20 protein-coding genes and 1 rRNA gene are annotated in these 25816 nt (G+C 66.7%); 20 read left to right on the plus strand and 1 reads right to left on the minus strand.

Annotation, left to right across the window (positions count from 1 at the left end; genetic code table 11):
• Positions 1–67: 67 nt before the first annotated feature.
• The 20 genes from SF06_RS10885 to SF06_RS10975 all read left to right on the plus strand — a co-directional run bounded on the left by SF06_RS10885 (position 68) and on the right by SF06_RS10975 (position 25543).
• Positions 68–964 carry a D-hexose-6-phosphate mutarotase gene (locus SF06_RS10885; RefSeq protein WP_027590230.1) on the plus strand — a complete coding sequence of 299 codons (897 nt, stop codon included), beginning with the start codon at positions 68–70 and terminating at the stop codon, positions 962–964.
• Positions 965–1236: 272 nt separating this feature from the next.
• Entirely contained in the window at positions 1237–2745 is a 1509-nt protein-coding gene (gene tssA / locus SF06_RS10890) for a type VI secretion system protein TssA (protein ID WP_039561362.1), read from the plus strand.
• Positions 2746–2761: 16 nt separating this feature from the next.
• Positions 2762–3247: a type VI secretion system contractile sheath small subunit gene (gene tssB, locus SF06_RS10895; protein ID WP_039561363.1), complete on the plus strand. Its 486-nt coding sequence runs from the start codon at positions 2762–2764 to the stop codon at positions 3245–3247.
• Positions 3248–3269: 22 nt separating this feature from the next.
• Positions 3270–4748 carry a type VI secretion system contractile sheath large subunit gene (gene tssC, locus SF06_RS10900; protein ID WP_039561365.1) on the plus strand — a complete coding sequence of 493 codons (1479 nt, stop codon included), beginning with the start codon at positions 3270–3272 and terminating at the stop codon, positions 4746–4748.
• Positions 4749–4751: 3 nt separating this feature from the next.
• The gene (gene tssE, locus SF06_RS10905; protein WP_039561367.1) at positions 4752–5162 is read left to right on the plus strand and encodes a type VI secretion system baseplate subunit TssE; all 411 of its coding nucleotides are present in this window, start codon (positions 4752–4754) and stop codon (positions 5160–5162) included.
• A gap of 14 nt (positions 5163–5176) precedes the next feature.
• Complete coding sequence (locus SF06_RS10910) at positions 5177–5449, plus strand: PAAR domain-containing protein (protein WP_039561386.1); 273 nt, start codon at positions 5177–5179, stop codon at positions 5447–5449.
• Between the two features lie 8 nt (positions 5450–5457).
• Positions 5458–7242 (plus strand): type VI secretion system baseplate subunit TssF, encoded by a 1785-nt coding sequence (gene tssF / locus SF06_RS10915; RefSeq protein ID WP_039561368.1) that lies wholly within the window; start codon positions 5458–5460, stop codon positions 7240–7242.
• Positions 7206–8204, plus strand: coding sequence for a type VI secretion system baseplate subunit TssG (gene tssG, locus SF06_RS10920; protein WP_039561371.1), 999 nt, complete (start codon positions 7206–7208; stop codon positions 8202–8204). The genes tssF and tssG overlap by 37 nt, the downstream gene beginning before the upstream one ends.
• 4 nt (positions 8205–8208) lie before the next feature.
• Positions 8209–10755 (plus strand): type VI secretion system ATPase TssH, encoded by a 2547-nt coding sequence (tssH, locus tag SF06_RS10925; protein ID WP_039561372.1) that lies wholly within the window; start codon positions 8209–8211, stop codon positions 10753–10755.
• A gap of 19 nt (positions 10756–10774) precedes the next feature.
• Positions 10775–12247, plus strand: coding sequence for a sigma-54 interaction domain-containing protein (locus SF06_RS10930; RefSeq protein WP_039561389.1), 1473 nt, complete (start codon positions 10775–10777; stop codon positions 12245–12247).
• Between the two features lie 14 nt (positions 12248–12261).
• Complete coding sequence (gene tssI / locus SF06_RS10935; RefSeq protein WP_039561373.1) at positions 12262–15759, plus strand: type VI secretion system tip protein TssI/VgrG; 3498 nt, start codon at positions 12262–12264, stop codon at positions 15757–15759.
• On the plus strand, positions 15756–16406 hold the full coding sequence (locus tag SF06_RS10940; protein ID WP_027590239.1) for a DUF2931 family protein: 651 nt from the start codon (positions 15756–15758) through the stop codon (positions 16404–16406). Before tssI ends, SF06_RS10940 begins: the two co-directional genes overlap by 4 nt.
• 27 nt (positions 16407–16433) lie before the next feature.
• A complete protein-coding gene (locus SF06_RS18320) occupies positions 16434–16562 on the plus strand; it encodes a type VI secretion protein (RefSeq protein WP_139182011.1) in 129 nt (42 codons plus the stop codon).
• A gap of 13 nt (positions 16563–16575) precedes the next feature.
• A complete protein-coding gene (gene tagH, locus SF06_RS10945; protein WP_039561374.1) occupies positions 16576–17736 on the plus strand; it encodes a type VI secretion system-associated FHA domain protein TagH in 1161 nt (386 codons plus the stop codon).
• A 5-nt stretch (positions 17737–17741) separates the two neighbouring features.
• Positions 17742–18209, plus strand: a complete 468-nt coding sequence (gene tssJ, locus SF06_RS10950) for a type VI secretion system lipoprotein TssJ (RefSeq protein WP_039561375.1) — start codon at positions 17742–17744, stop codon at positions 18207–18209.
• 1 nt (position 18210) lies between these two features.
• Positions 18211–19542, plus strand: coding sequence for a type VI secretion system baseplate subunit TssK (tssK, locus tag SF06_RS10955; RefSeq protein ID WP_039561377.1), 1332 nt, complete (start codon positions 18211–18213; stop codon positions 19540–19542).
• Positions 19543–19547: 5 nt separating this feature from the next.
• A complete protein-coding gene (gene icmH, locus SF06_RS10960) occupies positions 19548–20420 on the plus strand; it encodes a type IVB secretion system protein IcmH/DotU (protein ID WP_039561378.1) in 873 nt (290 codons plus the stop codon).
• A 7-nt stretch (positions 20421–20427) separates the two neighbouring features.
• Positions 20428–23892, plus strand: a complete 3465-nt coding sequence (gene tssM / locus SF06_RS10965) for a type VI secretion system membrane subunit TssM (RefSeq protein ID WP_039561390.1) — start codon at positions 20428–20430, stop codon at positions 23890–23892.
• Positions 23892–24632: a PP2C family protein-serine/threonine phosphatase gene (locus SF06_RS10970; protein ID WP_039561380.1), complete on the plus strand. Its 741-nt coding sequence runs from the start codon at positions 23892–23894 to the stop codon at positions 24630–24632. The genes tssM and SF06_RS10970 overlap by 1 nt, the downstream gene beginning before the upstream one ends.
• Complete coding sequence (locus SF06_RS10975; RefSeq protein ID WP_027590246.1) at positions 24629–25543, plus strand: serine/threonine protein kinase; 915 nt, start codon at positions 24629–24631, stop codon at positions 25541–25543. The genes SF06_RS10970 and SF06_RS10975 overlap by 4 nt, the downstream gene beginning before the upstream one ends.
• A 56-nt stretch (positions 25544–25599) precedes the next feature.
• Here SF06_RS10975 and rrf read toward each other — a convergent pair.
• Positions 25600–25715: ribosomal RNA gene (gene rrf, locus SF06_RS10980) — 5S ribosomal RNA — on the minus strand.
• Positions 25716–25816 lie beyond the last annotated feature (101 nt).

Raw genomic sequence — 25816 nt, forward strand, 5'->3', positions numbered from 1 at the left:
CCGTCCTCGACGGGCGTTTTGCTTTGTGGAACCATCCTGTTCCACCCCCGCCCCCAGAGGATTTGCCATGGCCGCACAGATCGAACATCAGCAGATTGGCGAGCTGGCCTGCTGGCGAATCCGCCACCGGGGCGCACAGTTGCTGATCGCCGAGCAGGGTGCGCAGCTGCTCAGTTACCAACGCGATGACGCGCCGCCGCTGATCTGGCTCAGCGAGCAGGCGGAATACCGGCGCGGCCAGGGCCTGCGCGGCGGCGTGCCGGTGTGCTGGCCCTGGTTCGGCGCGCTGGAGCGCAACCCCGAAGAGATCCAGGCGCAATATCGCGGCCGCTCCGCGCCAGCCCACGGTCTGGTGCGCACCCTCGACTGGCGACTGGAGGACATCCGCCAGGACGACGACACGGTCAGCATCGAGTTCGTCTTCGACAGCCGCGAGCAGCCACTGCCTGACTGGCCGCACGCCGTGGAACTGCGCCTGATGATCCGCCTCGATCAGCGCCTGCACCTGCAGCTCACCAGCCGCAATCACGGCACTCATCCCCTGTTCGTCAGCCAGGCCCTGCACAGCTACTTCGCGGTCAGCGATATCCACCAGGTTCAGGTGGAAGGCCTGCATGGCTGCCGCTACATCGAAACCCTGGAAGACTGGCAGGCACGTCTGCAGCAGGGCCCAGTGACCTTCAACGGGGAGACCGACCGCATCTACCTGGGGGTCCCCTCGCAGCTCAGCATTCGCGATCCCCGGTGGCAGCGTCGCATTCACCTGCTGAGCAGCGGATCACACTCGGCGGTGGTGTGGAACCCGTGGATAGGAAAAAGCCGATATTTATCGCAGTTCGCCGAGGATGCCTGGACCGGCATGCTGTGCATCGAGACGGCCAACGTGCTGGAGGATCGCATCGAGCTGCCCCCCCAAGGCGCACATACGCTCGGCTTGAGTCTATGGGAAAGTCCGCTCGACTAACTTGAATAATTACTCTAATAAAGCCCGATAATTATCGGGCTTTATTTTTTATTAGAGACAACAACTTCAAGACCCCTCTTATCCATAGAAGGTGCACTGGCCAATCAATTGATCAAAACGATACCGGGTTCTCTCCGTCAAACTTGCCCGGTGCGACATCTCTTCCTAGGATGCCCGCCAACTTCGCGGGCTCCATGGCACCCGCCTGTTATGCGCAAGAAATTGCACAACTAAGCCAAGTTTGTTTTGGACAATTAAAGGCAAGTCAAGGAATGACTCCCCTGCCCATTGGCGCGGATGCTTATTTGCATCTCGCTCGCATACCCATCATGGCTGAAAATCCCTTCGGGACGGATATCCGTTATTCCCCGGAATATGAGCGGCTGGAACGCGAACTGGGCAAGAGCAGCGCCCTGTACGCCGCTGGTGAAGTCGACTGGGAGCAGGTGCGCAGCGGCTGCGAGACGCTGCTGCGCGAACACTCCAAGGATTTGCGCGTGGCCGCCTGGCTGACCTGGGCGCTGTACCGGCTACACGCGCTTTACGGCCTGAACGCGGGCCTTGGCCTGGTGCTGGAACTCTGCAGCCAGCAATGGGATGGCTTGTTTCCCGGCAAGCCGCGCACCCGTCTGGCGGCCCTGGGCTGGCTGCTGCCACGCCTGGAACAGGCCCTTGGCGAGCCGCACGCGGCCGTCGATCCCGCCCTGCCGGAGCAACTGGACGGCCTGCTGCGGCAGCTCGACGATTGCCTGGCCGAACGGCTGGGCGATCAGGCGCCCACGCTGCTGCCGCTGCGTCGTCAGCTTCAGGAACTGCGCCGGCAGGCCCCACCCGCCAGCCCGGCGCCCACACCTGTCACGCCAGCCGCCCCCACAGCCAGCCCCGGCAGGGCACCGCAGAACGACAAGGACGCCCAGAAAACCCTGCGCACCCTGCAGGAACAGGCCCGCGTGCTGTGCGACTGGTGGCTGAGCCGCAACCCGACCGACTCACGCGCCCTACGCTTGTCCCGCTGTCTGCTCTGGCTGCCCATCGAGGCCCTGCCACCCTGCAACCAAGACAAGGTCACCACGCTACGCGGTCTGCCAGGGGAGCGGCTGAATCACTTCCAGGACCTTATCAACCAGGGCCGCCATGCCGAGCTGCTGATCCAGCTGGAAACCAGCCTGGCACGTGCACCCTTCTGGCTGGATGGCCAGTACCTCGCCTGGCAGTGCTTGCAGTCACTCAACGCCAAGGCGGCCATGCAGGCGCTGGAAAGCGAACTCGCAGCCCTCCTGCGCCGCCTGCCGGGCCTGGAGGCGCTGCGCTTCCACGACGGCACGCCGTTCGCCGGCCCCGCGGCCCTGGCCTGGATGGGCGCGCATGTGCTGTCGAGCGCGCCCGCAGCCAGCGAGCCGCCCGTCACCGCCACTGATGCGCCCTGGGAAGCCGGCCTTCGGCAGGCGCAGACCCTGCTGCACGACCAGGGACTCAGGGCTGCCGTGCAGTGGCTGCGGACTGGTCAGCAGACGGCACGCGGCCTGCGCGAGCAGGCCTACTGGGAACTGGCCCAGGCGCGCCTGTGCCGTCAGGCCGGCCGCCACGAACTGGCCAGGGCACTGCTCGAAGCCCTGGATCAGGATCTGCGCACCCATGGCCTGGAGCACTGGGAGCCCGAGCTGGCCCTGGCGATCACCCGCCAGCTGCATGGCTGCTACGAGCAGCAGGGCCTGCGCGAACGCAAGGAAGAGCTGTATCGCCGGTTATGCCGCCTCGACCTCGACGCGGCACTGAATTGAAAACAAGGAGAAACGCATGGCCAAGGAAGGCGCGGTAGCCCCCAAGGAACGCATCAACGTCACCTTCAAGCCCGCCACCGGCGGCGCCCAGGAGGAGCAGGAGCTGCCCCTCAAGCTGCTGGTGCTGGGCGATTTCACCCAGCGCGCGGACGACCGCAAGCTTGAGGAGCGCAAGCCGATCGGCATCGACAAGCAGAGCTTCGACGATGTGCTGGCCAAGCAGGAGCTGAGCCTGACCTTCAGCGTGCCCAACCGCCTGCAGGAAGGCGCGGAGGACGATCTGGCCGTGCAGCTGCGCATCGACTCCATGAAGGACTTCAACCCGGCCAGCCTGGTCGAGCAGGTGCCGGAGCTGAAGAAGCTGATGGCCCTGCGCGAGGCGCTGGTCGCCCTGAAGGGCCCGCTGGGCAACGCGCCGGCCTTTCGCAAGGCCATCGAAAGCGTGCTGGCCGATCCGGAGGCCCGCGACCGCGTACTGAACGAGCTGGGCCTGGACGCCTGATCACCGACAAGGAAGCCACACGATGACCACTCCCGCAGCCGCCGTCCGCGACGGCGCCACGTCCGCCGATGGCGGCATTCTCGACCGCATCATCGCGCAGACCCGCCTGAGCCCCGATGACGAGGCCTACGACATCGCCAAGCGCGGCGTGTCCGCCTTCATCGCCGAACTGCTCAAGCCGCAGAACCACAACGAGCCGGTGAAGAAGGCGCTGGTCGATCGCATGATCGCCGAGATCGACGCCACCCTCAGCCGGCAGGTGGACGAGATCCTCCACCACCCGCAGCTCCAGGCGCTGGAATCGGCCTGGCGCGGCCTGCAGTTGCTGGTCGAGCGCACCAACTTCCGCGAGAACATCAAGCTGGAGATCCTCAATGCCTCCAAGCAGGACCTGCTGGAAGATTTCGAGGACAGCCCCGAGGTGGTCCAGTCCGGGCTGTACAAGCACGTCTACACCGCCGAGTACGGCCAGTTCGGCGGCCAGCCGGTCGGCGCGCTGATCGCCAACTACTACTTCGACCCCAGCGCGCCGGACATCAAGACCCTGCAATACGTGGCCAGTGTCGCCAGCATGGCCCACGCGCCGTTCATCGCGGCGGCCGGTCCGGCCTTCTTCGGCCTGGAGCGCTTCACCGGCCTGCCCGACGTGAAGGACCTGCAGGACCATTTCGAAGGCCCGCAATTCGCCAAATGGCAGGGCTTCCGCGAGCAGGAGGACGCCCGCTACGTGGGCCTGACCCTGCCGCGCTTCGTGCTGCGCACGCCCTACGATCCCCAGGAAAACCCGGTGAAGAGCTTCGTCTACAAGGAGAACGTCGCCGGCAGCCACGAGCACTATCTGTGGGGCAACACCGCCTACGCCATGGCCACCCGCCTGACCGAGAGCTTCGCCAGGTACCGCTGGTGCCCGAACATCATCGGCCCGCAGAACGGCGGCGCGGTGGATGACCTGCCGCTGCACCATTTCGAGAGCATGGGCGAGATCGAGACCAAGATTCCCACCGAGGTGCTGGTTTCCGACCGTCGCGAGTACGAACTGGCCGAACAGGGCTTCATCGCCCTGACCATGCGCAAGGGCAGCGACAACGCGGCGTTCTTCTCGGCCAACTCGGTGCAAAAACCCAAGTTCTTCGGCACCAGCGAGGAAGGCCGGCTGGCCGAGCTCAACTACAAGCTCGGCACCCAGCTGCCCTACCTGTTCATCGTCAATCGCCTGGCCCACTACCTGAAGGTGCTGCAGCGCGAACAGATCGGCGCCTGGAAGGAACGCTCCGACCTGGAACGCGAGCTGAACACCTGGATTCGCCAGTACATCGCCGACCAGGAGAACCCCAATCCGGAAGTACGCAGCCGCCGTCCGCTGCGCGCCGCCCAGGTGGTGGTCAACGAGGTGGCCGGCGAGCCGGGCTGGTACCGGGTGACGCTCAATGTGCGGCCGCACTTCAAGTACATGGGCGCCGATTTCACCCTGTCGCTGGTCGGCAAGCTGGACAAGGACTAAGCGATGTCGGGATACGGCAGCCTGTTCGAGCGCCTGGATTGCGAAAGCGCCCGGCGCCGCAACGGCTGGAGCCAGGAACAGGCCGTCATGGATTCCGTGGCGGCCCATCTGGCGCGGATGCTCAGCACCCGCGCCGGTGGCGTGCAGACGCTGCCCGACTATGGCCTGCCGGATCTCAATGATCAACGCCTGTCGCTGCACGACACCCTGCAGCAGGCGCGCATCGCCATCCAACGCTTCATCGCCGCCTACGAGCCGCGCCTGAGCCAGGTGCGCGTGGCCGCCCTGCCCCGGCATGGCGATCCGCAGCGCCTGGCCTTCGCCATCGAAGCCCGGTTGGACGTGGCCGGGGTGCAGCGCGAAGTGCGCTTCGCCGCCAGCCTGGAAGGCAGCGGCCAGATGCAGGTCGAGTAAGGGAGTACACCAACATGTCAGGCAAACCCGCCGCCCGCCTGGGCGATTCCACCGTCTGTCCGCTGCCCGGCCACGGCAGCACGCCGATCGCCGCCGGCTCGCCGGATGTGCTGCTCGATGGCCTGCCGGCTGCGCGCCTGGGCGATCCCACGGGTTGCGGCGCCACGCTGGCGGCCGGCTGCTCGGCCACCGTGCTGGTCAATGGGCAGCCAGCGGCGGTACAGGGCGCCATCGGCAGCCATGGCAATACGGTGACGGCAGGCTCGCCCACCGTGCTGATCGGCTGAGCGCGCCCATGTCCTTCAACCACTACTACCAGAGCGAGCTCACCGCCCTGCGCCAGCTCGGCAGGCGCTTTGCCGAGCGCAATCCGGCGCTGGCGCCGTTCCTCGGGCAGAGCGGCCGCGACCCGGATGTCGAGCGACTGCTGGAGGGCTTCGCCTTCCTCGGCGGACGGCTGCGCCAGAAGCTCGACGACGAGCTGCCGGAGCTGACCCATTCGCTGATGCAGCTGCTCTGGCCCAACTACCTGCGTCCGCTGCCGGCCTTCAGCATGCTGCAGTTCGATCCCCTGAAGCGCGCCGCCAGCCAGCCGGTGGCGGCCGGCACGGCGGTCGAGGCCAGACCGCTGCACGGCGTGAGCTGCCGCTTTCGCACCACCGCCGCCATCGAGGTGCTGCCGCTGGCCCTGAGCCGGCTCGACTACGCCATCCAGGGCCAGGGGGCGCGGCTCAACCTGCGTCTGGACCTCACCGCCGGCCAGCTGGGCGAATGGCCGCTGCAACGCCTGCGCCTGCACCTGAGCGGGGAACGCTATATCAGCCAGTTGCTGTACCTGAGCCTGCTGCGCCACTTGGGCGGCCTCGACGTTGTGCTGCTGGATGAACAGGGGCAGCCGCTGCAGGACGCGCAAGGCGAGCCGCTGCCGCCTGTGCGTCTGGACACCGACGCCGTGCAGCCGGCCGGTTTCGGCGAGGACGAGGCGCTGGTGCCCTACCCGCTCAACAGCTTCCGCGGCTACCGCCACCTGCAGGAGTTCTTCGCCTTTGCGGACAAGTTCCTGTTCGTCGACGTGGGCGGGCTCGAGCGCCTGGCCCAGTTGCCCGAGGAGACCCGCCAGCGCACGCGCGGCCTGCTGCTCGGCTTCGATATCCAGAAGACCGGCGTGCAGCGCATCCGGCCGAGCCTGGACAACGTGCGCCTGTACTGCACACCGGTGGTCAACCTGTTCGCCCACGACGCCATGCCGATCCGCCTGGACGGCCGCCAGGACCGCTACCTGCTGCGCCCCGCCGAGTTCGCCGCCAAGCACTGCGGGGTGTTCGCCGTGGAGCGGGTCACCGGCTGGAAACCCGGCGGCATGGGTTACGAGGACTACGTGCCGTTCGAGTCCTTCGAGCACGACGCCAGCTTCGACAGCCCGACGGCGCGGCCCTGGTACAGCGTGCGCCAGCACCCCTCGCCGGTGGGCGACGGCCTGGAAACCTGGCTGGCCTTCAGCCCGCGCCGGCTGGACCGCCACGAGACGCTGTCCGTCGAGCTGACCTGCACCAACCAGGACCTGCCGCGCGAGCTGGCGCCGGGCGACATCTGCCTGCCCAGCGAAGGCACGCCGCAGTTTCTCACCTTCCGCAACATCGGCGCGGTGACGCCCTGCTACGCACCGCCACTGCAGGGCGACTACCTGTGGAAGCTGATTTCCAACCTGTCGCTCAACTACCTGTCGCTGGCCGACGTGCAGGCGCTGCGGGTGATCCTGGACACCTACGACCTGCCGCGCCATTACGACCAGCACGCCGCGCGGGTCAGCCAGCGCCGCCTGGAAGGACTCAAGCAGATCCGCCACCAGCACGTCGACCGCCTGCTGCGCGGCCTGCCGGTGCGCGGCGTGCGCACCGAGCTGACGCTCGATGCGGACGGCTTTCTCGGCGAGGGGGAGCTGTTTCTCTTCGCCTCCGTGCTCAACGAATTCTTTGCCCTGTACACCAGCCTCAACTCGTACCACGAGCTGCGCGTGCAGAGCACACAGGGAGAGGTGTATCAATGGACGCCGCGCATGGGTCAGCAGCCATTGCTGTGACCGCGCTCAGCCGTGGCATCCGCGAGTACAGCCTCTACCAGGCTGTGCGCCTGGTGCTGGAACGGCTGCGTGAACAGCATCCGCAGCTGGACGAGGACGGTCTGTACCAGCGCCTTGAATTCCAGGCCAATCCCAGCCTGGGCTTTCCGGGCGCCGACATCGAACAGGTGCAGTTCTTCGAGGAACACGGCGAGCTGCGCGCGCGCCTGCAGGTGAACCTGCCGGGGCTGTTCGGCAGCGGCTCGCCGCTGCCGGCCTTCTACGCGGAACAGGCGCTGGGCGAGGACAACCCGACCCGCGACTTCCTCGACCTGTTCAACGAGCGCCTGTACCGGCTGCTGCTGCCGATCTGGGAGAAGTACCGCTACCACGCGCGCTTTCGCCCCGGCGCCACGGACCCCTTCTCCGCCCGGCTGTTCGCGCTGATCGGCCTGGGCGGCGAGCCGATCCGCGCCAGCGCCGCGCTGAACTGGAAACGCCTGCTGCCCTACCTGGGCTTGCTCAGCCTGCGCGCCCATTCGGCGGCGCTGATCGAGTCGGTACTGCGTTACTACTTCAAGCATCCGGCGGTGCACATCGAGCAGTGCCTGGAGCGCCGGGTGAGCATCCTGGCCGAGCAGCAGAGCCGCCTGGGCCAGGCCAACAGCCGGCTGGGCAGCGACCTGGTGCTGGGCGACTCGGTGCGCGACCGCAGCGGCAAGTTCCGCATTCATGTGCGCCGGCTGTCCTGGGAACGCTTCCACGAATTCCTGCCCAACGGCCCGCACTACGCGCCGTTGCTGGCGCTGGTGCGCTTCACCCTGCGCGACCCGCTGGATTACGACATCCGCCTGGAACTGCAGACAGACCACCGTCCGGCACTCGGCCTGGGCGCCCACAACCCCTGCCGCCTCGGCTGGACCAGCTGGCTCGGCCAGCCCCGCTCCGCCGCTGAAGTGACCCTAAGCCCTGCTCAAGGATAGAGAGATGATGACCGTCGACCTGCAACAACTCATCCGCGCGCTGGACGCCGACAGCCAGCGCGATTTGGAACAGGCCGCCGAACGCTGCGTGGCCCGCGCCGGCGGCAAGGTGCTGGTGGAGGACCTGCTGCTGGTTCTGCTCGAGCGCGGCGACAGCCTGCTGCTGCGTGCCCTGCGGGATGCAGGCGTGGCACCTGGCGAACTGGCCGCCAGCCTGCAGCCGCGCGGCGAGCGCGAGGAAACCCGCAACCCGGTGTTCTGTGCCGGCCTGGTGCAATGGCTGCAGGACGCGCTGATGCTTGCCACCCTGGAGCTGGGCCAGCCGCACATCGACCAGGCAGCCCTGCTGCTCGCCCTGCTGCGCAATCCGCTGCGCCATGCCGGCACCCGTTACCAGCCGCTGCTGGCGCGCCTGAATGTCGAGCGCCTGCTGGCGTTCGCCCGGGCCCAGGCCAGCAGCCCGAGCCACGCGGCCGATACCGCCCTGCACCGCTTCACCCACAACCTCACCGCCCAGGCCCGCGCCGGCCGGCTCGATCCGGTGCTGTGTCGGGACGCCGCGCTGCGCCAGATGATCGACATCCTCACCCGGCGACGGAAGAACAACCCGATCCTGGTCGGCGAGGCCGGGGTGGGCAAGACCGCGCTGGTCGAGGGCCTGGCCCTGCGCATCGTGCAGGGTGAGGTGCCGCCCGCGCTGCACGGCGTCGAGCTGCTGACCCTGGATCTCGGCCTGCTGCAGGCCGGCGCCAGCCTCAAGGGCGAGTTCGAGCGCCGCCTGCAGGCGGTGATCGACGAGGTATCCGCCGCGCCCACGCCAGTCATCCTGTTCATCGACGAGGCCCATACGCTGATTGGCGCCGGTGCCCAGTCCGGCGGTAGCGACGCCGCCAACCTGCTCAAGCCAGCCCTGGCGCGGGGCGAGCTGCGCACCATCGCGGCGACCACCTGGCGCGAGTACAAGCAGTACTTCGAGAAGGACCCGGCGCTGGCCCGGCGCTTCCAGCCGGTGCAGGTCCACGAGCCCACCGTCGCCGAGGCAGTCACCATCCTGCGCGGCCTGGCGCCGGTGTATGCCGGCAGCCACGGCGTCTACCTGCGCGACGATGCGGTGCAGGCCGCGGCCGAGCTGTCGGCCCGCTATCTGACCGGGCGCCAGTTGCCGGACAAGGCCGTGGATGTGCTGGACACTGCCTGCGCTCGGGTGCGCATCAGCCTTGCCACGCCGCCCGAGGCGCTGGAGCGGCTGCGCGCCGAGCAGGCGGCCGGGCAGCGCCAGTTGGAGGCGCAGCAGCGCGACCAGGCGGCGGGCCTGGTTGCCGATTCGGACGTTCTGGAGCGTCTGCGGCAACAGCTGCAGAGCCTGGCCGAGGAGGAACGCCAGCTGGCCGACCGCTGGGAACAGCAACGCCAGCTGGCCAGTCGCCTGCTGGACCTGCGCCAGCAGTGCGCTGAAGCGCCGGATGAAGAGACCCGCGCGGCGCTGGCTGCCACGCAGGCCGAGCTGGCCGTCGCCCAGGCACAGCAGTTGCTGGTCAGCCACGAAGTCAGCCCGCGCCTGGTGGCCGAGGTGATCAGCCACTGGACCGGCATTCCCGCCACGCAGCTGGCCCAGGAACACAACACCCGCATCGCCAGCTTCGCCGACGACCTGCGCCAGCGCATCCGTGGCCAAGAACAGGCGGTACAGGCGCTGGACCGCGCCATGCGCGCCAGCGCCACCGGGCTGAGCAACCCGGAGGCGCCAACCGGGGTTTTCCTGCTGGTCGGTCCCAGCGGCGTGGGAAAGACCGAAACCGCCCTGGCGCTGGCCGACCTGCTGTACGGCGGCGAGCGTTTCCTCACCACCCTCAACCTGTCCGAGTTCCAGGAGCGCCATACGGTGTCCCAGTTGATCGGCGCGCCGCCCGGCTATGTCGGCTACGGCGAGGGCGGCCGGCTGACCGAGGCGGTTCGCCAGAAGCCCTACTCGGTGATCCTGCTCGACGAGGTGGAGAAGGCCCACCCGGACGTGCTGAACCTCTTCTACCAGATCTTCGACAAGGGTATGGCCAACGACGGCGAGGGGCGGGAGATCAGCTTCCGCAACTGCGTGTTCCTGTTGACCTCGAACCTGGCCAGCGAGCAGATCGCCGAGCGGTGCGCGGACGACACACAGCGACCGGATGCCGACAGCCTGGAACAGGCCATTCGCCCGGCGCTATCCCGGCACTTCAAGCCAGCGCTGCTGGCGCGCATGCAGGTGGTGCCCTACTACCCACTGTCCGACGCGCTGCTGCACGAGCTGATCGAACTCAAGCTGGCGCGCTTTGGCGCACGCCTGGCCGCGCGCCAGGTGCGTTTCAGCCACAGCCCCGCGCTGGTGACGCAGCTGGCCGAGCGCTGCAAGCAGGGCGACAGCGGTGCCCGGCTGATCGATCAGTTGCTCGACCGGCACCTGCAGCCGCTGGTGGTCAACCAGCTGCTGGAGGCCTTGGCCACCGGTGCGTCATTGCAACAATTGCATGTCGGCCTGGACCACGACGGAGGGCTGAACTGTGAGTGCCTTTGAAGCCTGGACGCAGCCGGATATGCCGCTGCTCTCGCTGATCCGCCTGGCCCGCAGCGCCAGCCGGGAAGCGCTGCTGGAGACGCTGGTCGACACCAGCTCACGGCTGGCCGGCAGCGAGCTGAGCCAGTTGTACCTGCTCGACGACAGCCACACGCGCCTGACGCTCAGCGCCGAATCCCTCGATGGCCAAGTGTCCGTTCACTCGGCCACCAGCCTGCCCAGCGACTACCGCGGCGAGCAGTTACTGCAGTACTGCCTGTGCCAGAACCGCACCCTGGCCCTCGACGAACTGGACGCCAGCCTGCACGCCACAGGGTTCCTGCCCGCCAGCCTGCGGCCCTGGCGCAGCCTGCTGTGCCTGCCGCTGCCGGATGCCCAGGGGCAGGTGGCGGGCCTGTTGGTCAGCGCCAGCCGCCAGCGCCGCGATCTGACCGCCGCTGCGCTGCTGGCCGAGCTGGGCGGCTTCGTCATCAACCAGCTGCGCCTGCTGCAACGGGCCGAGCCGGTCCGCACGGAGGCGGCCAGCGCGGCCGCCGCCAGCGGCCCGACCGTTACCGGCAACGCCTACGGCCTGATCGGCGACAGTGCCGGCATGCGCCGCGTCTACCAGCTGCTCGGCAAGGTGCTGCACGTGCCGATCACCGTGCTGGTGCGCGGGGAAACCGGCACCGGCAAGGAACTGGTGGCCCGCGCCATCCACGACCACGGTTCGCGACGCAGCCAGCCGTTCCTGGTGCAGAACTGTGCGGCCATGCCGGAGAACCTGCTGGAAAGCGAGCTGTTCGGCTACCGCAAAGGCGCCTTCAGCGGCGCCGACCGCGACCACCGGGGCCTGTTCGATGCCGCCGATGGCGGCACCTTGTTCCTCGACGAGATCGGCGACATGCCGCTCAGCCTGCAAGCCAAGCTGCTGCGCGTGTTGCAGGAGGGCGAGGTGCGCCCGCTGGGCAGCACGCGGACGCACCGGGTGGATGTGCGCATCATCGCCGCCAGCCACCGGAACCTGCCGGGCGAAGTGGCCGCGGGACGCTTCCGGGAAGACCTGTTCTATCGCCTGGCGAGCTTTCCCATCGACCTGCCGCCGCTGCGCGAGCGCGGCGACGACCTGCTCAAGCTGGCCCGGCACTTCACCGACAAGGCCTGCGCCTTCCTGCAGCGCAATGCCTGCCGCTGGAGCGAGGATGCCCTGGCCACACTGAGCGGGCATGACTTTCCGGGCAATGTGCGCGAGCTCAAGGCCTTGGTCGAACGGGCCGTGCTGCTCTGCGAGGGCAACGAGCTGCGGCCGGAGCATCTCAACCTGGCCCCGGCGAGTCCGCGCACCGCCCAGACCCTGCGCGAGCGCCTGGAGCAGGTGGAGCGCAGCCTGGTCCTCGACTGCCTGCGCCGCACCGGCGGCAACCAGAGCCAGGCGGCTCGGGAGCTGGGATTGCCGCGCCGCACGCTGCTGTATCGCATGGAACGCCTAGGCATCGGCCCGGCGCGGCTGTGAGTCACGGAGGAGTCATGGCCCACCCCGATTTCACCCTGCACCTTGCCAATGGTGCCGACGACCTGCAGGTACTCGCCTTCGTCGGACACGAAGGCGTCAGCCAGCCCTACCGCTTCAGCCTGGAGTTGGTCAGCCCCAACCCTGATGTGGATTTCGCGGCGCTGCTGCAGCAGCCAGCCTTTCTGTGCCTGGATACGGCGCAGGGCAGGGGCATTCACGGCCTGGTGCAACGCATCGAGCAGACGGCGTGCAGCCCGGCGCTGAGTCACTATCGACTCGACCTGGGACCCCACCTGCTGCGGCTCGCCCTGCGCCGCAACTGCCGCATCTTCCAGGAGCGCACGGTCCCGCAGATCCTGGAAACGCTGCTCGACGAGCATGGTATTCCGGCTGATCGCCGGGGCTTCCAGCTGGGCAGCCACTACCCGGCGCGCCAGTACTGCGTGCAGTACGCCGAGACGGACCTCGATTTCCTGCAGCGCCTGTGTGCCGAGGAAGGCCTGCACTATCACTTCGAACACAGCACGGATGGCCACCGGCTGGTGTTTGGCGATGATCAGACTGCCTTTCCCTGCCTCGGCCAGCCGGCCCCCTATGTCCCGGGTTCGGGCCAGGCATGCGGGAAGCCCACCATCCAGGCGTTCTCGGTGCGCCTGGAGTCGCGCACCGAGACGGTGGCCCTGCGCGATCACGATTTCCTGCAGCCCCGCCTGCACCTGGAAAGCACCGCGCAACGCGGGCAGCGCGAGGACTATCGCTATCCGGGAGGATTCCGCGACCGGGATCGCGGGCGCCAACGGGCTCAACGTGCTCTGGAAGCACACCGCCATGATGTCGTGCTGGCCCAGGGCGAAAGCGATCAGCCGCAGCTGGCCAGCGGTTATTTTCTCGACCTGCAGGAACATCCCCGCCGGGACTGGAACCAGCTGTGGCTGCTCACCGAAATACAACACGAAGGGCGTCAGCCACAGGTACTGGAAGCCTATGGCGATGCGGTGCGCGACGGGGCCATTCCGGGCTACCGCAACCGCTTCAAGGCGACACCCTGGGATACCCCGTTCCGCCCCCAGGCACTTTCCAGGCCGCGACTGCCAGGAGTCCAGAGAGCCGTGGTATGCGGGCCGGTAGGCGAGGAGATTCATTGCGACGCGCTGGGCCGGATCAAGGTGCAGTTCCACTGGGACCGTGACGGCCAGAACGACGCACACAGCTCCTGCTGGCTGCGGGTCGCATCCGGTTGGGCGGGTGACCGCTACGGCGCCCTGGCTGTGCCGCGGGTGGGCATGTCGGTACTGGTCAGTTTTCTCGAAGGAGATCTCGACCAGCCACTGGTCACCGGTTGCCTCTACCACGCGGAGCTTCCGGCTCCTTATCCCCTCCCGGAGCACAAGACTCGCAGCGTGTTCAGAAGCCAGAGCACACCCGGTGGCGAAGGCTTCAACGAGGTACGCATCGATGACCGCAAGGACGCGGAGCAGATCTACCTGCACGCGCAACGCGATTGGGAGCAGCACATCGGCCATGACCATCATCTCTACGTGGGCCATGAGCAGCATGAGCATATCGGTGCCAATTGTCTTCTGGAGGTGCAGGGCGAGGAGCACCGCCTGGTCCATCAGGCTCGCATGACCGAGCTGAAGGCCGATGATCACCTGACCGTGGGCGCCAGCCAGCATGTGAAGGTCGGCGAAGGCCGGTTCGTCGATGCGGGGCGGGAAATCCATCTGTTCGCGGGCAAGAAGCTGGTTATCGATGCCGACCAGGAAATGAGCCTCGCCGCCGGGGGCAGCTGGCTGAAACTCGACCCCTCCGGCGTGAGCCTGAGCGGCGTGCAGATTCGCCTCAACTCGGGCGGCAATGCGGGCCACGGCTCCGGCGCGCAGGTTCTGATGCCGGTGCTGGCGAGCGTTCCAGGGACGGCGCAGCCCAGCAAATCACTGCAGGCCCCCGCTCAACCTCCCGCCTCGCAGCCTGAGATCGAAGCGCAGGAAGCGCGCTGGGAAGAAGAGGAAGCCGAGTCACTGGAAGAAGAAACCGAAGCGCAGGAAGAGGAGCGGGTGCAACCGGAAGAAACCGCCGAGCAGCGCATCACGTTGCGCATTGGCGTGTTTTTCGATGGCACTGGAAACAACACAGCAAATTCCGGGTTGACCGAACAATGCCGTCGGGATGACCAGACGCTGCTCGATCCAGACACGCTGCAGGGCGCCATCGACTATTGCCGCAGGTTCGGTTTTGACGACCCGGATGAAAACGGCGTGTTTCGTCGCACGCCGGATAACAGCTACGGCAATGCCCACAGCAATGTGGCTGAACTGTTTCGCTTGTATCAGGACGATGCCAACCGCGCCTTGAGTGCGGGCGAGACCTCGGCGTGCATCAAGGCGTATCTGGAAGGTATCGGTACAACCAGCGGTGATGCGGACTCACTGATTGGCCAGGGCACCGGGGGCGGGACAACCGGCGTGCTGGCCAGGGTGCAAGACAGCCCCACGCACATCAGCCGCCAGTTGCGGGACTTGTTGAGAAAAAATCCCGCGCTCCTGGTCGACGCAGTTGAGTTCGACATCTTCGGCTTCAGCCGCGGCGGCGCCGCCGCCCGGCATTTCGCCAACGAAGTGCTCAAGGCTGAAAAAGGCGTGCTCGCCGGGCTGCTTAGCCCCCAGACTGCCGGCTTTGCTCCCGACTTCAGCTGGAACCGGGTACGCCTCAACTTCATCGGCCTGTTCGATACCGTGGCCGCCCTGGTGGCCCCCTTGGAGGGCGATTTCAGCCCGGCCAACGATGACAATCCGGGACTCAATCTGTATCTGCCCCCCGATTGCGCGCGCAAGGTGGTGCACCTGACCGCCCGTGACGAGAAGCGCTGGAATTTTGCACTCAACAGCGTTGCGCCAGGTCATCAGGAGATCGAGTTGCCGGGCGCCCATTCGGATATCGGCGGTGGCTATCCGCCGCTGATGACCGAAAGGCTGCTGATCGGCAAACCCAGACCCGTATTGCTTTATTGGGGCCGCTCGCCCGAGCAGAGCAAAGCCTGGCAGGAAGCCCTCGCCGAGGCCGAGCAACTGGAACTGCAAGGATTGCCGGCCGGCTCCCTGCGCATCGGCACCCGACCGCTGTCGCCCTCGCGCCAGCGCTCGACGGCCAGTTCCGAGCGGCATCTGGTGCTGTTGGAAGTGAACCGCCAGGTCAGGGGTGAGCTGGCGCGAGTGTATTTGCAGGCCATGCACCAGATCGCCACCGCAAATGACGTCCCACTGGAGCCACTGGACCCAGCCGATACCCGCCTTGCGATTTCGGCCGATCTGGGTGCCATTGCTCAAAAACTTCTGGCTGCGGCACAAGGCTCCGCCCTCAACCTGTCGTTTGAGGAGGAGCGCCACTTGTACGCTCGCTACATCCACCTATCCGCGCATTGGACACCCCTCAAGGGCCTGCTAATCAACAAGCCCGCTCCGAAAGGCCGCCTGGTTTACGGCAACCAACCTCGGAAGGACCACCCAGCATGAAACCCCTCTGGCTACTCCTAGCCTGCGTGCTCGCGGGCTGCTCAAACCTGCCCAGCCGCCCCGATCTTCCCTACGACGCCTGGTTTGTCGGAACTATGGCCCCCGATTACATGGACACCTGGGTGGAGCACATTGATGTGGTCGACCGCCACGGCTGGGTATACGAGGACGTGTCCGGGGGGGTGAGTTCCATGCGCCGCCCGCCCTTGCTGAACGGCAAGCCCGCTGGGTGGCCCAAACAGGTCGGCCTCGGCTCCGGCCGCCATATGACCGGCATCGACCTGCCCGAATTGATCTTCGTAACCTGGCAGTCGCTGGTTGAACCCCAGACCTACAACGCCCGCATCCGCATTCCCGAGTGGGTGCATGAGGAAATGCTCAAGCCGCACCGGGCCTATTGCCAGTTCGATGGCCAGGAGGTCGATGGGCTGTACCGCGACAGCATCACTCTCGGCCTGGCGCCCGGCGGCATCGTCAAGGCGTGGCTGACCGGCCCCTGCCTGAGCGATATCGAAATCACCCGCTACCAGGCCTCGGTCAGCAAGGTCGGACCTTACGGCGGCAAGTCCGGCGGAAAACACCGCCCGCTCAACGAAATTTCCAAAGCCTATATCGAGCGGCACGGAGTGCCCTATGGCTCCTGGTAGCCGCTCATCCATTCAAGGAGGAATCCCATGTCGATACGCGCACGTTCAATCGTCTGGCTGTTAGCCGTGCTGACCCTCGCCGGCTGCGCCAACCCGCGCTGGAGCGACAGCGACTACCGCCCGCTGGGCGAACCCCAGGCGGCTCAACGCAAGTAAGGGAGTGCAAACCATGGAACTGGTTTTCGAAAGGGTCGGGGCCGGGCCGGCCTCCAGCGCCCGCTTCACCGCGCGCGGCGGCGTGATCGGGCGGGCGGCGGACTGCGACTGGGTGATTGCCGACAGCAAGCGGGTCATCTCGGGGCGACATGCCCGGGTGACTCACCGGGACGGTGATTATTTCCTCACCGACACCAGCAGCAACGGCATCCGCCTCAAGGACAACGGCGCCAGCCTGATCAAGGGTGTGCCGCAGAAGATCGAACATGGCGCCATCTTCTGCCTGGGCGATGTGGAGATTCGTGCCCGCCTGGTGCCAGGGATGGAGGAGGACGCGCTGCTGACGAGCGCCAGCATCATTCCGGACGATGCCTTTCTGGAGCTTGACCCGCTGGCCGGGCTGGACGCCACGGCAGCGGAAACGGCGGCCCATGACCTCGATCTGTCGCTGTCCCTCGCCGCCAGCGAGGCGCCGCTGCGGGACTACGCCGCCGTGGAGGCGGAAAGCCTGCTGGTGCCGCGGCTGGTGCCGGCGACCGCCGCCACGCCAGCCGCTACGCCGGCGCCGGTCCGTGCGAGCCGGGATGATTTCTGGCAGCAGCTGGGCGAAGCGCTGGGCATGCCGCTGGAGACGTTCGACGAACCGGCCCGTCAGGCCGTGGCACTGCAGGCCGCCCGCCTGCTGCGCCAGTGTGTCGGTCAGTTGCAGCAGAGCCTGCGCACCCGCAGCGAGCTCAAGGGCGAACTGCGCCTGCAACAGACCACCGTGCAGAGCGCCGGCAACAACCCGCTCAAGCACGCGGTCAACAGCGAGGAAGCAATGCAGGCCCTGCTGCGCGCCCCCAAATCCGGCCAGTTGAAGGGCGAGCAGGCGGTGGCCAACGCCTTCCGTGACCTGCAGGCCCATCAGGTGGCAATGCTGGCCGCCAGCCGCGCCGCGGTGCAGGCCATGTTCGAGCACTTCGCACCGCAGCGGATCGCCGCGCGCAGCGACCATGAACGCAAGCCCTGGCCGGTCACGGCCGGCAGCCGCTGGCGCGCGTACTGCCACGAGCATCGCCAACTGGACCAGAACGGCGACTGGGGCCAGCGCCTGTTCGCCCGTGACTTCGCTCAAGCCTATGAAGAACAGGTCCGTCTGATCGCCACCCTGAACACCGACTCGCAAGGATGATGTCCATGTTTCGCCTCGCTCCCCTGGTCCTGCTCGGCGCCCTGCTGTGCCTGGGCGGCTGCTCCTCGTCGCTGACCAAGCTGGATATGTTCGCCACCGCGAGCAACAGCCTGAACCCCGATCTCGGCGGCCGGCCGTCGCCGATCGTGGTGCGGCTGATCGAGCTGCGCCATCCGGCGGCCTTCGAGAACGCGGATTTCTTCGCCCTCTATCAGAACCCGCGCCAGGCGCTGGCGCCGGATTTCGTCACCCAGGAAGAGTTCGAGCTGCGCCCGGGCAGCTGGCGTGCGCTGAAGGTGCGCGTGCAGCCCGGCAGCCGCTACGTCGGCGTGCTGGCCGCCTATCGCGACCTGCAGGAAACCCGCTGGCGCCAGGTCATTCCGCTCGAGGAGCAGGCGCTGCACAAGGTGCGCCTGCATCTCGACGACCAGGGCGTGCGGCGCCTGGATACCCCCGAGCCGGAGGACGACTGACATGGCCCTGGACAAGGTGATCTGGCAGGAAGGCATGCTGCTCAAGCCGCAGCACTTCCAGCAGAACGACCGCTATCACGACCACCAGCTGAAGAGCCGCACCCAGCGCCTGGGGCACTATCCGTGGGGTTTCTTCGGCCTGGAGATCGACCGGCAGTTCCTCAACATGGGCAAGCTGGTGCTGAGCCGGGCCAGCGGTCTGCTGCCCGACGGCACGCTGTTCGACATCGGCCCCGAGCAGCCGCCGCTGGTGCTGGACATCGCGCCGAACACCACCGGCACGCCGGTCTATCTGGCCCTGCCGCTGGCCACCGGCAATCACATCGAAAGCCGCCGGGCCGAGCAGAAGGACGTGCTGGCGCGTTTCGTCACCCTGGACCGCGACCTGGCCGACTCGAACGCCGGCGACAACGGCCTCGGCCAGGTCGGCTGCGGCCAGCCGGATTTCCGCCTGCAGCTGGGCGATCAGCACAACGACGCGCTGTTCGTGAAGCTCAAGGTGTGCCAGGTACTGGATACCACGCCCGACGGCGTGATCAGCCTGGATGCGGCGTTCATCCCCAGCTTCCTGCACTTCCATGCCAGCGATTACCTGCTGTCCTGCCTCAAGGAAGTGATCACCATGCTGGCGCACCGGGGCGACACCCTGGCCGAGCGCATCCGCGCCACCGGCAAGGTGGGCGGCGCGGAGGTGGGGGATTTCATGATGCTGCAGCTGATCAACCGCTACGAGCCGCTGCTGCGCCATTACCTGGGCGTCGATCAGGTGCATCCTGTGCAGATATACCGGGAACTGCTGTGCCTCTTCGGCGAGCTGGCGACCTTCTCAGCCGAGAGCAAACGCCCGCGCCTGGAGGGCCGCTACCAGCATGGCGACCAGGGCGCCAGCTTCCATCAGTTGCTGGACGCGTTGCGCCAGGTGCTGTCGATGGTGCTCGAGCAGCACGCCATCGAGCTGCCGCTGCAGCAGCGGCAGTACGGCATTCAGGTGACGCCGCTGCACGATGCCAGCCTGCTGGACAGCGCGGTGTTCGTGCTGGCCGCCAGCGCCGAGTGCGATTCGGAGTCGCTGCGCACGCGCCTGCCGGCGCATCTGAAGATCGGCCCGGTCGAGCACATCCGCCAACTGGTCAACCTGCACCTGCCGGGCATCCGCCTGCGTCCGCTGCCGGTGGCGCCACGGCAGATCCCCTTCCATGCCGGCAAGACCTACTTCGCGCTGGAGCTGACCCCCGACGAGCAGGAGCAGATGAAGCGTTCGGGCGGCTTCGCGCTGCATGCGTCCGGTGAATTCACCGGGCTGGAACTGAAATTCTGGGCGATCAGGGATTGAGAGAGATGGATTACACAGCGAGCGGCAGGACGGTCGTGCTCAGCCACAACGGCCAGCCGCCGGCGGCGGACAGCCTGCTGAGCGACGCCGGGGCCACCCCCAGGTACGACGAGCTGGAGGCGCGCATGGTCTTCGCCGCGCGCGTGCGGCCGGCCGAGTCCTTCAGCGTCAGCCTCAACCCGCTGGTGGCGGCGGCCGCGCCGCTGCTGTCCGAGGCAGTACGTATCAGAAGCAATCCGCACGGCGAAGACCTGCACGCGCTGCAGGCGCAACTGGGCGCCGCCATCCGCCAGTTCGAGTACCGCGCCCTGCAGGACGGCGTGGAAAGCGCGCAGGTGATGGCGGCCCGCTACGTACTGTGCAGCGTACTGGACGAAGCCGTGGTGACCACGCCCTGGGGCGTGGCCGGCGAGTGGTCGCAGTTGAGCCTGCTGAGCGGCTTTCACAACGAGACCTTCGGCGGTGAGAAGGTCTTCCAGCTGCTCGAACGCCTGGCGCGCAACCCGGTCAAGCACCTGGCCATGCTCGAACTGCTGTACCTGTGCCTGGCGCTGGGCTTCGAGGGCCGCTATCGCGTGCTGCCGCGCGGCATGCTCGAGCTGGAGGCGGTACGCGACGGGCTGTACCGGCAGATTCGCCAGCTGCACGGCGATGTGCCGCGCGAGCTTTCGCCGCACTGGGAGGGACTGACGGGCGGCCAGCGGCGGCCGCTGTTCAACGTGCCGGCCTGGAAGGTGGCGCTGGCCGCCGTGGCCTGCCTGGGCGTGCTGTATGTGAGCTTCGCCTGGGCGCTGGGGGCGCAGCGCGACCACGCGCTGCAGCCCTACCTGGGCACGGACGCGGCAATTGAGTTTTCCACGCAGTCAGGGATGAAGTGACATGGACATCAAGCAATACGCGGCCCGGATCGGCCGTTTCCTGGCGCGGACCTGGGTCTGGAGCCTGCTGCTGGTGCTGCTGGCGAGCCTGCTGATCTGGTTCGTCGGCCCGCTGCTGGCGATTGCCGAGCAGCGCTTCTGGGCCTCGCCGCTCAGCCGTCTGGCCAGCATCGGCCTGCTGGTGCTGCTGTGGGGGCTGGCCCTGGCGTTCGCCGACTGGCGCGGCAAACAGCGCCAGCGCCGCGCGCAGAGCGCCGAGCAAGCCCAGGAGTCGCTACGTCAGCAAAGCCTCATCGGCGAGGAGCAGGCCGAATTGCGCCATCGCTATCGCGAGGCCCTGCGCACGCTCAAGGGGCACGGCGGAAAATGGCGCGAGGAGCTGCCCTGGTACCTGCTGATCGGCCCGCAGGGCAGCGGCAAGACCAGCCTGCTGGATTTCTCCGGACTGGAGTTCCCGCTCAATCAGGGCGCGGAGCAGCGTCTGACTCGGGAAGTCGCCGGCACCCTGTACGCGGACTGGTACTTCGCCGAACAGGCGGTGCTGATCGACACGGCCGGCCGCTATCTGAGCCAACCCGACCCGGCGGTGGACAGCCTGGGCTGGCAGACGCTGTTGCACCTGCTGCGCCGGCGTCGCACCCGGCCGCTCAATGGCGTGCTGGTGAACCTGCCGGTGGATGTGCTGCAGAGCGGCGACGAACTGGCGCTTGAATACCTGGCGCGCCAGACCCGCCAGCGCCTGCAGGAGATTCATCAGCAACTGGGCATCGACGTGCCGGTGTACCTGGTGCTCGGCAAGGCGGACAAGGTGCCGGGCTTCGCCGAGTCCTTCGATCAGCTGTCACGCGAGGAGGCCGACCAGGTACTGGGCATGACCTTCCGTCCCGGGCAGTCCGCCACCGAGCAGGCGACCCTGCGCGCGGAACTCGAAACACTGCTGCGACGGCTGAATCACCAGGTGATTCCACGCATGCATCAAGAGCGGGATACGGTGCGGCGCGGGCGCATCCTCGACTTTCCCCATCAGCTTGGCCAGCTGGGCGAGCAGCTGTGCCTGTTCGTCGAGCTGGCCTTCGCCGGCAATCGCTACCAGCGGGCCAGCCAGCTGCGTGGCCTCTATTTCATAAGTGCACCGCAGTTGGCGGGCGGGCTCGATCCGGTGACCCTCGGCATTGGCCAGCAGCTCGGTCTGGCCGGCAGCCTGCTGCCCAGCCTGCACACCGGCAAGCCCCGCTTCATCCATGATCTGTTTGCCAAGGTGATCTTCCCCGAGGCGCCGCTGGCCAGCCTCGACGGCCAGACCGCGCGGCGCATGGCCTGGGGGCAACGAGGGCTTTATGCCGCGGCGCTGGGCAGTGTGCTGGCAATGGCCGTCCTCTGGGCCAACGCCTTCTCGGACAACCAGGCTCGCCTCGAGCGTCTGCGGCAGACTGCCGACAGCCTGCTGCCCGCCCGCGAGCAACTGGACGCCCATGACGACATCCATCGGCTGCTGGAAGTACTGGACATCAGTCATGCCGCTACCCAGGTTTTCCCCGACAGCAGCGAGGTGCCCCTGGTGCAGCGCGGCGGCCTGTACCAGCGCAGCCAGGCGGAGCCGGTGGTGACCGACAACTATCGACGTGACCTGGAACGCCTGCTGCTGCCTCGGGTGCGCCAGCTTCTGGAAACACAGCTGGTGCAGCGGACAGACCGCGATGCCCTGCTGGCCAGCCTGCGCGCCTACCTGATGCTCAATCTGCCCGAGCGGCGGGACGCCGGCTTCCTCGCCGACCGGCTGGCGGCGGAGTGGTCACGGCGCCACCCGGGGGAGGCGACCGTACAGGCAGCCCTGAACGGTCACTTTCAACGTTTGCTGGCCGAGCCGTTTGCCGCACAACCAATCGACGCGGCCTTGGTGGCCCAGGCTCGCCAGACGCTGCGCAGCGAGTCGCTGGCCGAAGTGGTGTACCGCGCACTGCGCGAACAGGCCCAGCAATTGCCGGAGTACCGCTTCCACCAGCATCTCGGCCCGCAGGCCCCCCTGCTCAATGGCAGCGACCATGCCATACCCGGCCTCTACACCCAACGCGGCTATCGACACTACCTGCTCGCCCAAGGGCCACGCCGAATGGAGGAGATCCTGCGCGACAACTGGGTGCTGGGTGAGAGCGCGGGCCTGAGTCCGCATGATCTGGGCCGCCTGCTGGCCGACGTGGAGCAGCTGTACTTCCGCGACTACGCCTACCACTGGTCGCAGGCGCTGGAGCAAATGGAGCCAGAGCCCGTGGGCAACGCCGCGCAGGGGGCACGTCTGGTCGCCGGGTTGGGCTCGCCCAGCTCGCCGCTGCTGCAGCTGCTGGTTCAGCTGCGGGAAAACACGCTATTCAGTGGGCCGGCGGCAAGCACAGAAACCGCCGGCGAGCTGTTGTCCGCCGCCACAGCATTGGGTACACCGCTCGCCAGCGCCGTACCGGACAGTGCTCGCAAGGCCATGGAACGCCACTTCGCGCCCCTGCATCGGCTGCTGGACGACGGCGGCGCAGCCGGTCCCGAACTCGCCAACAGCTTGCAGGCCCTGGATGATCTGCACACCCTGCTCAGCACACTGGCTCAGGCCAGCCAGCCGGAACAGACCGCATTCGAACTGGCTCGCCAGCGCATGAACGGCCGTAGCGACGCCCTCAGTCAGCTGCGCAGCAATGCGGCGCGGATGCCCAAGCCGATCGGGCGCTGGCTGGAACTGCTGGCCGATGACAGCTGGATGCTGATCCTCAGCGAAGCCCAGCACCACCTGAACCAGCGCTACCAGACCGAGCTGTACGCCTTCTACCAGGGCGCCCTGAGGCAGCGTTACCCGTTCGAGGCCCGTAGCCAGAGCGAAGTCTCCCTGGCCGACTTCCGCGAGTTTTTCAAGAGCAAGGGGGTGGCTGACCGCTTCTTCGAGGGCTATGTGCGCCCCTTCGTGACCGGCAGCGGCAACCAACTGAAATTGCGACTGGTCGATGGTCGTGGCCTGCCCCTTTCCCCGCATTTCCTAGCTCAGCTGGGCAAGGCGGAGGACATCCGCCGCAGCTTCTTCGCCGAGAATCCCGAGGAGCCCAGCCTGCAGTTCAAGCTGGAATCTTATTTGCTCGATTCGAACATGCGCCGCGCGGAGTTCCGCTTGGGCAATCAGCAGCACGAGTACCGCCATGGTCCGATCGCGCAAACCTCGTTCCGCTGGCCAGACCATACCCTGGACGGCAGGGCCAGTGTGCTGATCGAGGAGATCGGGGGCCGCCGCCTCGCCGTGGAGAAGAACAGTGGTCACTGGTCGCTGTTCCGCCTGATCGATCAGTTGCAGGTGGAGCACCACAGCGGGAGGGATGTGCTTCTGCTCAAGGCGCATCTGGAAGAACGCCGCGCTCAGTATCTGCTGCACAGCCAGCGCTCGCCCAATCCCTTCGATCCGTCGCTGTTGCGCAGCTTCAAGCTGCCGGCGGTCCTGTAATGAGCGGATGGCAGAGCGCGGCGCGCAGCGAAACCGGCAAGGTACGCCAGCGCAACGAGGATGCGCTTCTGGCGGCCGCTGATCAGGGTCTGTGGGCCATTGCCGACGGCATGGGTGGGCATGCCAACGGGGCGCTGGCCAGCCGCAGCATCATCGAGGGACTGTCGGCACTGCAATTGAATGGCACGCTTGAACAGCGCATTGCCGAGGTGCGTACCGAGCTGGTCGGACTGAATCAGCGGCTAAGCCAGGATCTGACCCTGGCGGCCGATCAGCAGGATTCGATCATGGGCAGTACTGTGGTCGTGCTGCTGGTCGAAGGACTTCGCGGGGCCTGCCTTTGGGCAGGCGACAGCCGATGCTACCTCTGGCGGGACCAGCGGCTCTTTCAGCTGACGCGAGATCACTCGCTGGCCCAGCAACTGATCGACAGACACCGATACAGCGCCGAACAGGCCGCCCAGCATCCAGCCTCCCAAGCACTGACCCGCGCCGTGGGCGCAACGAACGATCTGGAACTGGACACGGTCGAGTTCGACGTCCGCCCGGGCGATTGCTTCCTGCTGTGCAGTGATGGCATCCATCAGGCATCGCCGGCTGCGGTACTCGGTGCGGCGTTGAAGGCGCCGACACCGAAGCGGGCGGCAGATCTTCTGATCGACTTCGTTATGCAGGGCCCGGCGCGCGACAATCTGAGCGCCGTGGTGGTCCGCAAGATGCCATCGGGAGTCCGCCAATGACGGGCATCATTGAGCCGGAAATGACCTATTTCGCCTTTGCGCAGTCGACCGCGAAAAAGACGGAGCCGCGATCGACATGCCTGCCGCCAGTACCCGACCTGTTATGCAATCGCTATCGGGTGGAACGACTGCTCGGTGTAGGTGGCATGGGCGCCGTCTTCAGAGCGCGAGACCTGCTACGTGAACAGCTGGGAGATCCCTGCCCGCTGATCGCGATCAAGACCCTGAACAATGAGTGCGCCGAATACCCCGACGCGCCGACCCTCCTGCACAGCGAGTTCGCTCGCACGCTGCGCCTGAAGCATCCCAATGTAATCAGGGTGCTGCATTTCGATATCGACCCGGCAAGCGAGCACCCCTTCATCGTCATGGAACTACTCGAGGGCATCACGCTGGATCAATTGCTCCTTCGCCAACCACAGGGCCTGGCATGGAGCGATATCCACAGCATCGGCGGCAGCGTGCTGGCTGCGGTCGCCCATTGCCATGAGCGGGGCACCGTTCACGGGGACATCAAACTCAGCAATATTCTGGCGGGCAAGGAGGGTGTTCGTCTGTTCGATTTCGGCCTCGGACACTGTTCTCAGGACCAGCTTCCACAACTTGACCGAGAGCACTTCAAAGCCTGGACCCCCGGATACGCCGCTCCGGAAATCTTGCAAGGTGAGCCCGCCAGCAGCGCGGCGGATGTTTACTCGCTGGGCTGTGTGCTACTGGAGCTAAGCGGTGCGCGCCTGAAGAACGAACCACTCCGCCAGCCTGCGCAAATGCCGACAAGCCTCTGGAAAGTGCTGAACCGTGCGATCTCCAGCCTGCCGAACCAGCGCTGTTCCGCTCGTCAGTTGCATGAAGCCTGGGGGAAGACTACTCAGCACTCTCTGCTCTCCAAGCTGATCGCCAGGCTTCAGTGAGCTGAAAAAGACAAAGCCCCAACCCGCGGTTGCGGATTGGGGTTTTGGTTTTAGGTGCTTGACGATGACCTACTCTCACATGGGGAGACCCCACACTACCATCGGCGATGCGTCGTTTCACTGCTGAGTTCGGGATGGGATCAGGTGGTTCCAACGCTCTATGGTCGTCAAGCAATTCGGTTGGGGCATCGCGGTTAAGGCGCTACCCCGAAACGGGTATGTGATGTCTGTCGCCTGTGCGGCTCGTTGCAAACATTGGGTTGGTTCGATCGT

This window comes from Pseudomonas flexibilis (assembly GCF_000802425.1).
GTDB lineage: Bacteria > Pseudomonadota > Gammaproteobacteria > Pseudomonadales > Pseudomonadaceae > Serpens > Serpens flexibilis.

Coding starts and splice junctions, on each gene's coding strand:
- SF06_RS10885 (WP_027590230.1), top strand. CDS start 68: ATGGCCGCACAGATCGAACATCAGCAGATTGGCGAGCTGGCCTGCTGG.
- tssA (WP_039561362.1), top strand. CDS start 1,237: ATGACTCCCCTGCCCATTGGCGCGGATGCTTATTTGCATCTCGCTCGC.
- tssB (WP_039561363.1), top strand. CDS start 2,762: ATGGCCAAGGAAGGCGCGGTAGCCCCCAAGGAACGCATCAACGTCACC.
- tssC (WP_039561365.1), top strand. CDS start 3,270: ATGACCACTCCCGCAGCCGCCGTCCGCGACGGCGCCACGTCCGCCGAT.
- tssE (WP_039561367.1), top strand. CDS start 4,752: ATGTCGGGATACGGCAGCCTGTTCGAGCGCCTGGATTGCGAAAGCGCC.
- SF06_RS10910 (WP_039561386.1), top strand. CDS start 5,177: ATGTCAGGCAAACCCGCCGCCCGCCTGGGCGATTCCACCGTCTGTCCG.
- tssF (WP_039561368.1), top strand. CDS start 5,458: ATGTCCTTCAACCACTACTACCAGAGCGAGCTCACCGCCCTGCGCCAG.
- tssG (WP_039561371.1), top strand. CDS start 7,206: ATGGACGCCGCGCATGGGTCAGCAGCCATTGCTGTGACCGCGCTCAGC.
- tssH (WP_039561372.1), top strand. CDS start 8,209: ATGATGACCGTCGACCTGCAACAACTCATCCGCGCGCTGGACGCCGAC.
- SF06_RS10930 (WP_039561389.1), top strand. CDS start 10,775: ATGCCGCTGCTCTCGCTGATCCGCCTGGCCCGCAGCGCCAGCCGGGAA.
- tssI (WP_039561373.1), top strand. CDS start 12,262: ATGGCCCACCCCGATTTCACCCTGCACCTTGCCAATGGTGCCGACGAC.
- SF06_RS10940 (WP_027590239.1), top strand. CDS start 15,756: ATGAAACCCCTCTGGCTACTCCTAGCCTGCGTGCTCGCGGGCTGCTCA.
- SF06_RS18320 (WP_139182011.1), top strand. CDS start 16,434: ATGTCGATACGCGCACGTTCAATCGTCTGGCTGTTAGCCGTGCTGACC.
- tagH (WP_039561374.1), top strand. CDS start 16,576: ATGGAACTGGTTTTCGAAAGGGTCGGGGCCGGGCCGGCCTCCAGCGCC.
- tssJ (WP_039561375.1), top strand. CDS start 17,742: ATGTTTCGCCTCGCTCCCCTGGTCCTGCTCGGCGCCCTGCTGTGCCTG.
- tssK (WP_039561377.1), top strand. CDS start 18,211: ATGGCCCTGGACAAGGTGATCTGGCAGGAAGGCATGCTGCTCAAGCCG.
- icmH (WP_039561378.1), top strand. CDS start 19,548: ATGGATTACACAGCGAGCGGCAGGACGGTCGTGCTCAGCCACAACGGC.
- SF06_RS10970 (WP_039561380.1), top strand. CDS start 23,892: ATGAGCGGATGGCAGAGCGCGGCGCGCAGCGAAACCGGCAAGGTACGC.
- SF06_RS10975 (WP_027590246.1), top strand. CDS start 24,629: ATGACGGGCATCATTGAGCCGGAAATGACCTATTTCGCCTTTGCGCAG.